General features: G+C 70.1%; 7 protein-coding genes. 2 read left to right on the plus strand and 5 right to left on the minus strand.

Going from position 1 to position 12,305, the window contains the following annotated elements; genetic code table 11:
• Positions 1–40: 40 nt before the first annotated feature.
• The 5 genes from AAW14_RS11075 to AAW14_RS11095 are packed head-to-tail and all read right to left on the minus strand — an operon-like array spanning position 41 to position 5,837.
• Positions 41–1,072 (minus strand): histidinol-phosphate transaminase, encoded by a 1,032-nt coding sequence (locus AAW14_RS11075; protein WP_265562624.1) that lies wholly within the window; start codon positions 1,070–1,072, stop codon positions 41–43.
• Positions 1,066–2,082: a 3-oxoacyl-ACP synthase III family protein gene (locus AAW14_RS11080; RefSeq protein WP_265562626.1), complete on the minus strand. Its 1,017-nt coding sequence runs from the start codon at positions 2,080–2,082 to the stop codon at positions 1,066–1,068. The genes AAW14_RS11075 and AAW14_RS11080 overlap by 7 nt, the downstream gene beginning before the upstream one ends.
• The gene (locus AAW14_RS11085; RefSeq protein WP_265562629.1) at positions 2,079–2,729 is read right to left on the minus strand and encodes an SRPBCC family protein; all 651 of its coding nucleotides are present in this window, start codon (positions 2,727–2,729) and stop codon (positions 2,079–2,081) included. Before AAW14_RS11085 ends, AAW14_RS11080 begins: the two co-directional genes overlap by 4 nt.
• On the minus strand, positions 2,704–4,824 hold the full coding sequence (locus tag AAW14_RS11090) for a thiamine pyrophosphate-binding protein (RefSeq protein ID WP_265562631.1): 2,121 nt from the start codon (positions 4,822–4,824) through the stop codon (positions 2,704–2,706). Before AAW14_RS11090 ends, AAW14_RS11085 begins: the two co-directional genes overlap by 26 nt.
• Positions 4,821–5,837 carry a GlxA family transcriptional regulator gene (locus AAW14_RS11095; protein WP_265562633.1) on the minus strand — a complete coding sequence of 339 codons (1,017 nt, stop codon included), beginning with the start codon at positions 5,835–5,837 and terminating at the stop codon, positions 4,821–4,823. Before AAW14_RS11095 ends, AAW14_RS11090 begins: the two co-directional genes overlap by 4 nt.
• Before the next feature lie 547 nt (positions 5,838–6,384).
• On the opposite strand from AAW14_RS11095, the gene AAW14_RS11100 reads away from it, so the two are divergent.
• Both AAW14_RS11100 and AAW14_RS11105 read left to right on the plus strand, forming a co-directional pair.
• Complete coding sequence (locus AAW14_RS11100) at positions 6,385–8,985, plus strand: Pls/PosA family non-ribosomal peptide synthetase (RefSeq protein WP_265562636.1); 2,601 nt, start codon at positions 6,385–6,387, stop codon at positions 8,983–8,985.
• A gap of 14 nt (positions 8,986–8,999) precedes the next feature.
• Positions 9,000–12,263 carry a non-ribosomal peptide synthetase gene (locus AAW14_RS11105; protein WP_265562638.1) on the plus strand — a complete coding sequence of 1,088 codons (3,264 nt, stop codon included), beginning with the start codon at positions 9,000–9,002 and terminating at the stop codon, positions 12,261–12,263.
• Positions 12,264–12,305: the final 42 nt, after the last annotated feature.

Consider the following 12,305-nt stretch of genomic DNA (forward strand, 5'->3'; position numbering starts at 1 on the left):
CCCGGTGTGCGGACGGGCCCGGCCCCGCAGGGGCCCCGGGTCACTGTCCGCGTCTGCCCTTTCCCAGCGGCGACAGGGCGGACACCACCGCGTCGCCGTCCGCGGGGCGGCCGACCGTCAGCCGTATGCCCTCCCCGGGCCAGGGACGGGCGTGAATCCGGGCGGTGTCGAGCGCGGCCGCGGCCGCGTGGTGGGTGTCGCGGTCGGGCCCGGTGGCGAGCCACAGGAAGTTGGCCTGGCCGGGCAGGACGGGCAGACCGAGCCCGGCGAGCCGGTGGTACAGGCGTTCTCGTTCGACGATGACGTCGTCCACGCGTGCGACGAGTTCGTCACCGGCCTCCAAGGTGGCCTCCACCGCGGCCGCGGCCACCGCGTTGATGCCGAAGGGCAGCTGCTGATCCCGTACGCGCTCCACCAGGTGGGGATCGCCCAGACCGTAGCCCACCCGCAGCGCGGCCAGCCCGTAGGCCTTGGAGAAGGTCCGCAGCACCAGGAGGTTCGGCCGGTCGGCAGTCAGGCGGAGGCCGTCGGGGACTGTGGGGTGACGTACGAACTCGATGTACGCCTCGTCCAGCAGCACGGTGACGTGCTCCGGTACGCGGGCGAGGAACGCCGCGAGCTCGGGGCCGGTGACGAGGCTGCCCGTCGGGTTGTGCGGATTGCAGACCACCACCACGCGGGTGCGCTGGTCGACCGCCCCGGCCAGGGCAGTCAGGTCCTGCCGTCCGTCGGGCAGCAGCGGCACGGGAACCGGCTCGGCCCCGGCCATCCTGGCCAGCAGGGGGTAGGCGTCGAACCCGGGCCAGGCGTACAGCATGCGGTCGCCCGGCCGGATCACGGCCTGCAGCAGTTGGAGCGCGACACCCACCGAGCCGCTGCCGACCGCGACGGCGTCCGGTTCCGCGCCGCACCAGGCGGCGATCCGCCGGGCCAGCCGGTCGGGATGGAACGGCGGGTACCGATGAGCCCGGTCGGCTGCGTCCCGGATCGCCTTCCGCACGGACGGCAGCGGCGGGTACGGACTCTCGTTGAGCCCCAGCAGGCGCGGCGACGGGGACAGCGCGGTCACCATCCCTGCCCCCAGCGGATCGCCGCGGCGCCGGCGTAGTCCCCGGCATGGGCGAATCCGGCCAGCACCACGAGGTCCCCCTCCTTGATCTGCTTGGAGCGGATCGCGTCGTCGAGGGTGACGGGCATCGCTGCGCCGAAGAGATTGCCGCACCGGTCGAAGGTGTCGGGGTGACGTTCGGCCGGTACGCCCAGCGCCTGACGCCAATTGTGCAGGAAGGTGCGGTTGGGCTGATTGGTGATCAGACAGCCGATGTCGGTGACGTCCACGTCCACTCGACGGCACAGATCCCGCACGACCTGCGGCACGAGACGATTGCCCCGCTCCAGCACATTCGAGACTCCGGCCTCGGTGAACCCGATGCGCACCTGGGCGTCGCCTGCCTCCCAGTACTTGCGCCCGTCGTCGCGCACCATGGTCATGTCCCCGGCGTAGGCGGCGATGTGCCGGCTCTCGATCCCGAGGACGGGGGAGTGCGCGGAGGCCGTCACGTAGGCGACTCCGCAACCGTCGCCCGGGATCGCGGCCTGGGACAGACCTCGGACCTGCGACTGGGTGAACAGCTGGCCCGCGGCGCTCTGCGCGTTGCAGATCAGGGCTGTGCGGGCGTCGCCCGCGCGCAGGATCCGCCCGGCCAGTTCCAGCATGTGCACGAAGGAGGCACAGCCGGCGTTGGCCACATCGATCAGCCACCGGGGCGCCAGCCCCAGCCGCCGCGCCACTTCGGTACCGGCGCCCACGAAGGGCTGGTCCGGCAGTTGGCTGTGCACGAGCAGAACGTCCACGCGGCGGATCTCCGGGCGGCCGTGCCGTTCGATCAACGGCTGGACGGCACGCTCGATCATGTCCGCGTTGGTCTCGTCGGGTGCCACGTGATGGCGGTACGGGGGGACCTTGAACATCGGGCTGCTGCGCAGCCTGTCCTCCGCCGCCGGGTGCTCGGTGAAAAAGGCGGCGGGGACGGGCTCACCGGGCAGGTAGGCGGAGACGTCGGTCAGGCTCACCGGCGTCATCGGGCCACCCGCTTCGCCGAGGAGGTGCCGATGGGCAGACCGTTGCGGTGCCGGTGCTCGAGGATCGTCTTGAGGTTGTGCATTTCGAGGGTGTGGCCGGCGTAGAACAGGTCCCAGTAGTCACCAACCCAGCGCCTGTCGGGGTGCGGTGCCAGGTCCGGGCGCGGATTGTCGCGGTAGTACGGGTGGCGGCAGTTGGTCCAGGTGATCACCGACCCGGAGCGGCCGAGGACCCGCGCGGCCGGGACCACCCTCATCAGGTAGACCATCCACAGCTCGTCGCCCTGGTCCCAGGCACAGTGGTAGTCGACCGTCATGGCGCCGGGGTGGGCCTCGGTCCGGCAGTAGATCCGGGTGCCTTTCTCCAGCAGGTCCTGGCCCACCCACAGCCCCGGTGCGCCGGCGGGCTCGAACCCCCGCAGGCTGCACGTCCACTCCTCCAGGTGATGGCCGCGGCTGAGATAGTCGTAGGCCGCCTCCGGCGGACAGTCGACGTACTCCTGGATGGTGCAGTACTCGCCGTAGATCTGCTGGTGCGGGTAGGCGTCCGAGGTCATCTCCAGGCAGCGGGCGGCCAGTTCCTCGGGGCTGGTGTTCTCCACCCGGACGAGGCCGGGGATGTCAGCCAACGTGGATCGGTCGGTCATGCGTGAACTCCTCGTGGGGGGTCGGGTGGTGTCCGGTCGCGGAGGTGCCCGGACCGGCTCGGGAAGACGTCGAGGCGGTCAGGAAGGGCTGGAACGGTGGTGTTTCCCGGTGATCGAGATCCATGGCGACCAGGGCCGGGCCACCGCCGTCGTTGCTGCGCAGCAACGCGTTGCGCAGCTGTGCCGGGTTGTCGGCCTGGGCGACGCGCAGCCGGGGAAACATCGCCTCCGCGCCCGCGGCAATGCGGGACGGGTGGAAGACGTTTTCGGCGCGGGCACCGCCCTGGAAGAGCTCCTCCCGCATGACGCACATGGCGTGCGCGTTGTTGTTCAGGACGACGAAGGTGACCGGCGCGTCGTACTCGATGGCGGTGTGCATCTCCATGCCGTGCATGAAGAACGCCCCGTCACCGGCCACCACGTACGTACGCCGGCCGGTGGCCAGCGCGGCGCCGATCCCGGCGCCGAAGGTGTAGCCCATACCGCCCATGCCCACCGCCACGACGAAGCGCCCGTCGCGAGGGGCCGGCAGGGCGTGGATGGCGGCGGCGCCCACGTTTCCGGCGTCCACGAAGACATGGGCGTCCTGTGGCAGCGCCTCGGCGATCGCGGCGACCACCGAGGCGTAGTCGGTGTCCGGACCGGAAACCGGTGGCGGGCGCAGGAGGGACGGGGAGCGATGGTCCGGGCAGGCGGGTGGCCGTGGCCGGACACGGTGCTGAAGCGTGTGCAGCGTGTCGGCCACTCCTCCGAGCAGGGCGATGCCCGGGACGAACGGTGGCTCGGGATCGACACAGACCACGGGCATCTCGGTGAGCAGCGGCTCCAGCGTCCCCCGCGCCAGCACGGGCAGGCGCGTGCCCACCAGCAGACAGGCGTCGGCCCGGCGCAGGCAGTCCTCCACCTCGCGGTGGCCCATCACGCCTGCCACGCCCACGAACCGGGGGCTGCGATTGTCGTAGACGTCCTTGGCGTCCGGCGTCACGGCCACGCAGGCGCCCAGGCGGCGCACCAGGCCGGTCAGTTCCTCGCGCGCCCTCGTCCCGGCCACTCCTTCCCCGGCGATCACCATCACGTGGGAGGCGTCCTCCAGCACGTCGACCGCCTCGGCCACGGAGGCGAGATCCGGCAGCGGGGGCGCGGGCGGGGGCGAGTGCGTCGCGTGTGCTGTTCGGGGCGTCTCTGCCGTTCGTGGCGTCTGGGCCTTTCGGGTTGCGTCTGCCGTGCGTGGCGTCTGGGCCTTTCGGGTTGCGTCTGCCGTGCGGGGCGTCTGGGCCTTTCGGGTTGCGTCTGCCGTGCGGGGCGTCTGGGCCGTTCGCGTTGCGTCTGCCGTGTGGGGCGCCTTGGCCGTTCGCGTTGCGTCTGCCGTGCGCGGTGCCTCTTCCGCCCGTGCCGCCTCTTCCGCCCGTGCCGCCTCGGCTCCTCCGCCTGACGCCGCCGCGGGTGTTCCCGCCGCCGCGGGTGTTCCCGTCGGCGTATGCGTTTCGGCGGTCCGCGCGGACCCCGCGGCTGCTCCGGTGGCCGCGGGCACCGCGGTTCCCGTAACCGTCGGCACCTTGAGGCGGCCCTGCTGGACGTCCTTGGGCAGGAGCAGCACGGCGGGTCCGCGCGGCTCGGTCCGGGCCGCGGTGATCGCGCGGGCCAGCAGCCCGATGATCGCGTCGGGCTCGGTCACCCGGACGCAGAACCGTGAGACGGGTGCGAAGACGTCCCGGGCGTCGAAGGAGCCCGCCTTGCCGCTGGAGTCCTGAAAGGCGCCCCGGCCCTCCTGACCGATGGGCGGCTGTCCGACCAGGGCCAGCAGCGGGATACGTGAGGCGTGGGCCTCGGCCAGTCCCGGAACCAGGTTCATCGCACCCCCGCCGGACGTGGCCGCGACGACGCCCAGGCGTGCGGTGGCCCGGGCATACCCGTCCGCCATGGTGACCGCGGAGAACTCGTGTTTGGCCACGACACCGCTGATCCGGCCGGGGGCGTGGTGCACCGCGTCGTACAGGTCCTCGATGTTGGCCCCGCCGACCCCGAACACGTACCGAACACCGATTCGGTCCAACTCGGCGGCCAGGTAGTCCACCAGACGCATGTGATACGTCATGCCGACCTCCGTTCCGCCCAGCCGGGCTCGACGACCAGGCCGGAGGGGGTGTGGAGCTGGAAGTGCTGCCGATACTGGGCGGGGGTGAGGCCGAGGAGGGCGCCGAACGCCCGCAGGAACGTTTCGACGGTGGTGAACCCGCACCGACTCGCGATCTGGCCCACCGACAGCTCGGTGACCTCCAGCAGCTGACGGGCCCGGGCGATGCGCAATCGCCGGACGTACTGGCCGGGCGTCACCCCCACCGCGCGACGGAACACCCGGGCGAAGTGACGCGGGCTCATGCTCGCCCGGTCGGCAAGTTCGGACACCGGCAGCGCGCGATGGAGGTTCTCCTGGATCCAGTCCTGCACGCCCCGGATCGGTTCCTGCTCGGTGAGTTGTGCGTCCAGGACCATGCTGAACTGCGCCTGGCCGCCGGGTCGCTTGAAGTACAGCACCAGGAATTTCGCGACCTCCAGGGCACAATCCGGCCCGTGGTCGCCCTCCACCAGAGCCAAGGCCATGTCGATGCCGGTGGACACACCCGCCGAGGTGACGAACGGGCCGTCCCGGATGAAGATCGGCTCGGGATCCACGGTCACCTCGGGGTAGCGGCGGGCCATCTGTTCCCAGAACGCCCAGTGCGTGGTGGCCCGCCGTCCGTCAAGGAGACCGGCCTCGGCCAGCAGAAACGCCCCGCCGCACACGGACGCCACGCGCCGGGACCGCGCAGCGGCGCGTCTGATCCAGGCGATGAAGGAGGAATTCAGCAAGGCCTCTTTCAGGCCCGGCCCGCCGGGAACGAGAAGCGTGTCGATCGCCCCCTCGGCCGCCTCCAGCGGCTCCGCCTGCACGACCAGGCCCGCGGAGGTGGGCACTGATGGTGCGTCAGGGGAGACGCACTGCAGTCGGTAGGTGCTGCCCGGCCCGGATAACAGCCGGTTCACGCTGTCGAATACTTCGAGCGGTCCACTGACGTCCAGTGTCTGGGCGCCTGGGTAGACCGCGATGACAACACGTCGTTCCTTCACGATCACAGACTGTTCCCAGCAATGAGCCGTCCACAAGGACAGCTTGTTGACGATTCCTGCCACGCCCTCACTCGCCTCGCTCACCAGGCAGAAGACCTCGAGCGGGTGCGGGTGAAACCGGTCACGGTCGAGGTGACACGTGACTTCCGGATCCGGGCCCGGGCGCCTGTCCACCCGTCGGGGCGGCGACGAGGCGTCAGGAGACGTCAGCAGGGAGCGTCGTCGGGCCGAGGCGTGAACCCATCGGTGGGGACGATGACGGGGCCACCTGGGGGACGGCACGATTCCGGGCGCTCCTGCATGCGGGTGGACCACGGGATCCTCGTGTGCCCACCGCGGTTCGCAGGGGTGAACCGCCGTACGGGTGACTTGCCCCGCGCCCCGGCGGCGCAAGGCCCGCAAAACACTGCAGGTTGAGCGCTACGGGCCATTCCTCGCGGTGAAATCCGAGTGGCAGGCCGACGGTGGCCGTCCCAAACTGAAGCGCACGTGATCAATTATGGGACCCAAAGCTTCGTTGGTTTTCCGGATTCCTCGAGGAGTTGGAATGGTGGACGAGTCTACCGAGGTCTTGCTGTCCGGACCGGGTGAATCCGTGGTCGCAGGGCCCGGCAGCGCCGACCCGACGACGACCGACACCGAGAGGTCCCTGGCCGACGTACTGGCCGAGGTCGTGGGCGTCGAACACGTGTCGGCCGACAGCCACTTCTTCGACGACCTCGGCGCCAACTCCCTGGTCATGGCCAGATTCTGTGCACGAGTCAGAAAGCGGCAGGATCTGCCGTCCGTGTCGATGAAGGACATCTACCGGCACCCCACGGTCCGGAAGCTGGCAGCCGCCCTCGCGGACGCCGCTCCTCCTCCGGTCGAGTCGACGCTCCCGATTCCGGCGTCGGCACAGACGACGTCGCCGACGCCGGTGGCACGGACGAGCACAGTGAATTACGTCCTTTGCGGAACGCTGCAGCTGCTGGCTTTCCTCGCGTATTCCATGGTCACCGGACTTGTCGCCGCGCAGGGCTACGAGTGGGTCGCCGACGGTTCAGGTCTGGCCGACGTCTATCTGAGGTCGCTTCTGTTCGGCGGCACGGGCTTCGTCATCCTGTGTGCTTTTCCGGTCATGGCCAAATGGATCCTCATCGGGCGCTGGAAACCCCGCGAGTTCCCCATCTGGAGCCTGACCTATCTGCGCTTCTGGATCGTCAAGGCGCTGCTCCATGCCAACCCCATGATTCTCTTCGTCGGCAATCCGCTGTACGTGCTGTACCTGCGGGCGCTCGGCGCGCGCATCGGCAAGGGAGTCACGATCCTCTCCCGGTCCGTCCCGGTCTGCACCGACCTGCTCACGATCGGAGCCGGCACGGTGATCCGCAAGGACTCGTTCTTCCTCGGCTACCGGGCGCACGCCGGACGCATCCAGACCGGCCGGGTCACGCTCGGCCGGGACGTGTTCGTCGGCGAGAAGTCGGTGCTCGACATCGACACGTCGATGGGCGACGGAGCCCAGCTGGGCCACACGTCCTCCCTGTACCGAGGTCAGACGATCCCGGACGGCGTGCGCGTGCACGGATCCCCGGCGGAGCCGACGGAGACCGACTACATCAGGGTCACGCCGGCCCCGTGCGGCACGTGGCGCCGGGCCGGCTTCGGGTTCCTCACCATGGTCCAGTTGCTCTTCGTCTACGCACCGCTGGCCGTCGGCGGTATGTACATGCTTTTCGCGGAGGTTCCGGCACTCGGCGATCGCCTGGACCCGACCGATGTCGACTCCTTCGCGGAGGTTCTCGTCGATGCGCTGCTCGTGTCCGTCACGCTGTTGTTCGGCCTCGCCGTCCTGGGCCTCGTCGCCCTGTTCCCCGTTCCGCGCCTGCTGAGTCGGGCCATCAAGCCCGACACGGTCTATCCGCTCTACGGCTTCCATTACGCGGCGCACCGGGCTCTAGTCGGCCTGACGAACCTGAAGTTCTTGCCCTGGCTCTTCGGCGACAGCTCCTACATCGTCCCCTATTTCAGCCGCCTCGGATTCGACCTGTCCCCGGTCGAGCAGACCGGGTCGAACTTCGGCACGCAGGTGAAGCACGAGAATCCGTATCTGGTTTCGGTCGGCACCGGAACGATGGTGGCCGACGCGCTCTCCATCGTCAACGCGGACTACTCGAGCACATCATTCCGGGTCTCCCGGGCATCGATCGGGCCCCGCAACTTCCTCGGCAACAACATCGCATATCCCGCGGGAAGCAGAACGGGTGACAACTGCCTGCTCGCGACCAAGGTGATGGTCCCGCTCGACGGTGAGATCCGTGAAGGCGTCGGGCTGCTCGGCTCACCGTGCTTCGAGATTCCGCGGTCCGTGGAGCGCGACTCCCGGTTCGACCATTTGCGAACAGGCGACGAACTGCGCCGCAATCTCGCCGCGAAGAACCGCTACAACCTCCGCACGATGGCTCTCATGCTGCTGGTGCGATGGGTGCACACCTTCGTGGTCACGGCGCTCGGTTTCGCGGCCTTCGGACTGTACGGTGCCCTCGGTCATACGGCGTTCGCCGCGGACCTGGTGCTCACCTTCGCGTTCACCGTCGTGTACTACGTCCTGGTGGAGCGCTGCATCAGGTCGTTCCGACCGCTCCGGCCGGTGCTGTGCTCCATCTACGACCCGCGTTTCTGGCTGCACGAGCGCCTCTGGAAGATGCCGCTCGCCTGGCTGAACCTCCTCAACGGAACCCCCTTCAAGACCATGGTCTGGCGGATGCTGGGTGCTCGCATCGGCCGCCAGGTCTTCGACGACGGCTGCGGGGTGACGGAGCGGACGCTCACCGCCATCGGTGATGGCTGCGCACTCAATGCCGGGGCCGAGCTCCAGTGCCACTCGCAGGAGGACGGCACCTTCAAGTCCGACCGCACCACGCTCGGTGCAGGCTGCACCGTCGGGGTCGGCGCACATGTGCACTACGGCGTGACGATCGGGGACGGTGCCGTGCTGGCACCCAATTCCTTCCTGATGAAGGGCGAGGAAGTCCCCCCGCACGCCCGATGGGGCGGAAACCCCGCCGCCGAGATGGCGGATGCCCCCGAGGACCGGTCTGGCGGCACAGGCTCGGCAACCACAGCGGGAACGTTCGGCCATGGCGCCGCGGCAACGATCAGTTGAGAAGGGCCATTTCGATGGGAGCGCATGTGCAAGCGGACCGGGAGTTCTGGGGCGGCGTGCTGGCTGCCGGTGGTTTCACGGCGGTTCCTCGGTGGGCCCGGGAGCCGGAGGTGGGTGTGGCCGAGCACCGGGCGGTGGTTCCTGCCGACGTGGTGGCGGCGGTGCGCGGGCTGGCGGCGGAGTCGGAGGTATCGCTGAGTTCGGTGCTGCTGGCCGCCCACGCCAAGGTGCTGAGCGCACTGTCGGGTGACCAGGAGGTGGTGACTGGTTACGCCACCGGTGTGGGGGGCCGTCCGCTGCCGTGCCGGCTGACGGTCGCCCCCGGGTCGTGGCGGGCGCTGGTGTCGAGCGTCCAACGGGTGGAGGCAGCGTCGCTGGCGCACCGGGCGTTTCCGGTGGACCGGCTGCGCCGGGAGCTGGGGCTGGCCGGGCCGTCGTACGAGGTCGTGTTCGAGCCGTCGGAAGCCGAGGGCGATCTCGACGACGACGTGGTGCTGGGGGTGGGCTGGTGTGAGCGGGGCGAGCGGCTGGAGGTACGGCTGCGGTATCGCACGGAGGCGCTGGATGCCGAGTGCGCCGCCCGGATCGCCGGCTACCACCTGGCAGCGCTGGGACTGATGGCGGCCGATCCGGACGCCGACCATGCGCGCCGGAGTCTGCTCTCGCCGGGGGAGGTGCGCCATCAGCTCGAGGATCTGGCCGGGCCGTCCCGGACGCTGCCCGAGGGGCGGGTGCACGAGCTGTTCGAGCAGCGGGTGCGGGCACACCCGGAGGCGGTGGCGGCAATCCAAGGGGAACGCGCCTGGACGTACGGGGAGCTCAACGCACGTGCGAACCGGCTGGCTCGGGCGCTGCAGGCGCGGGGGCTGGGCCGCGAAGAGGTGGTGGGGGTGGTCACCGAACGCACGCTTGACTGGCTTGCCGCGGTGCTCGCGGTCTTCAAGGCGGGGGGCGTGTATCTGCCGATCGAGCCGCACTTTCCGGCGGGCCGGATCGCGGCGACGTTGTCGCGTGCCGGGTGCCGGCTCGTGCTGACCGAGCCGGGCGCCACCGAGACCCTCGACCAGGCCCTGGCCACGCTGCCGGGCGTCGAGAGGCTGCTGGTCGGTGCGGCGTACGCAGAGCAGCACGCCGACGGCGACGCCGGGGTGAAGGTGGCGGCCGACCAACTCGCCTACATCTACTTCACCTCCGGCTCCACCGGCGAGCCCAAGGGCGCGATGTGCGAGCACGCGGGCATGCTCAACCACCTCTACGCCAAGATCGACGACTTGGGGATCGGTCCCGGGCAGGTGGTGGCGCAGACGGCCCCGCAGTGTTTCGACATCTCGCTGTGGCAGTTGCTGGCCGCGCTGCTCGTGGACGGGCGGACGCTGCTGGTCGGTCAGGAGGTGATCACCGATGTGGAGCGGTTCCTGGACACCCTTGTGCGCGGCCGGGTCGGTGTGGTGCAGCTCGTGCCCTCCTACCTGGAGGTGGTGGTGTCGTATCTGGAGCGGCATCCCCGCGCATTGCCGGACCTGAAGTGTGTGTCGGTGACCGGCGAGGCGCTGAAGCGCGAGCTGGTGCAGCGCTGGTTCTCGGTCCAGCCGGAGATCAAGCTGGTCAACGCCTACGGACTGACCGAGACCTCGGACGACACCAACCACGACGTCATGGACGGGGTCCCGGAACGAGTGCTGTTGGGGCGTCCGGTCAACAACGTACGTGTCTACGTGGTCGACGAGCATCTGTCGCTGGCGCCGCTGGGCGCCCCGGGGGTGATTGCCTTTTCCGGGGTCTGCGTGGGGCGGGGGTACGTCAACGATCCCGAACGCACCCGTGAGGCCTACCGGGAGGATCCGTACCGGCCGGGGGAGCGGCTCTACCTGGGCGGTGACTGGGGGCGCTGGCACCCCTCCGGCAAGCTGGAGTTCCTCGGCCGCCGGGACAACCAGGTCAAGATCCGCGGCTTCCGTATCGAGATCGGTGAGATCGAGAACACCCTGCTGCGGGTGCCCGGTGTACGGGACGGTGCGGTGGTCGTCGCCGAACGGCCCGGCCGCAGCACGCACCTGATCGCCTTCCACACCGGCCGGCGCCTGTCGGTGGACACGCTGCGCGAGGCACTGGGCGAGGTGCTGCCCGCATACATGGTTCCGACGGCCTTCCACTGGCGGCACAGCCTCCCACTGACCGCCAACGGCAAGATCGACAGGAAGGCTCTCACCGCGCTGGCCGAACAGAGCGCGCCGGCCGCGCAGGGCGAAGCCGCCGGGAGGCAGGACCGCGCTCCGCGCACCCCGGCCGAACGGAAGCTGGCGGCCGTCTGGGCCGAGCTGCTGGGCCTTCCCGAGCATCGGATCGGCCGGCAGGACCACTTCTTCGACTCCGGCGGCACCTCGCTGGCGGCGGTGAAACTCACCCTCGCACTGGACCGCGCGGTGTCCCTCAAGGACATCACCCGCCACCCGGTGCTCGCGGACCTCGCCGCGCTCCTCGACGGCGCCGCCCGGCAGCACCCGGAGCTGCTTCAGCCCCTGTGGGTACCGGACCGTGGACCGGAATGCGCACTCGTGTGCTTCCCCTATGCGGGCGGGAACGCCGTCAACTTCCAGCCGATGGCCTCCGCCCTGGCGGGTGGCGGTGCCGCGGTGTACGCCGTCGACCTGCCCGGTCACGACCTGGCCGCCCGCAGCGAGCCTCTCGCGCCGATGGCACGGACGACGGAGCAGGTCGTCGCGGAGGTCCTCGGGCGCGGTCTGAGCAGGGTCATGCTCTGGGGCCACTCCTCAGGTGCCGCGCCGGCCGTGGACACGGCGAGGAAGCTGCAGGAGCGGGGGGTGGACGTCTCCCGCGTGTTCCTCGGCGCACAACTGCTCGGCACCGCCGCCGCCCGGCGCGCCGCCATCGCCGGGCTGACCGGACAGAGCGACGCCGAGATCGCCGCGGGGCTGAGCGCGGACAGTGGCTACACCGAACTCGGTGAGCTGAACCAGCAGCACGCCGAGCACATCGGTGCCGCGTACCGGCACGACTGTGTGTCCGCACACCGCTATTTCGCCGACGCCCTTGAGGCCCCGCCGACGGTGAGGCTGTCCGCGCCGGTCACCGTGGTCGTCGCCGCCGACGACCCGCACACGGCGGGATTCCCCGACCGGTACCGCGACTGGCAGCTCCTGGCCGAGCACGTGGACCTGCACGAGCTGACCGACGGCGGTCACTACTTCCCCCGCACCCGTCCGGCCGCGGCGGCCCAGGCCGTCCTCGGCGCCACCGAATTGCTGGCCTCCTCATGAGCCTCCAGGAGCCTTCGGGACTCCTGAGCGGCGACCGAAAGG

The organism is Streptomyces hygroscopicus (genome assembly GCF_026168105.1).
Lineage (GTDB): Bacteria > Actinomycetota > Actinomycetes > Streptomycetales > Streptomycetaceae > Streptomyces > Streptomyces hygroscopicus_D.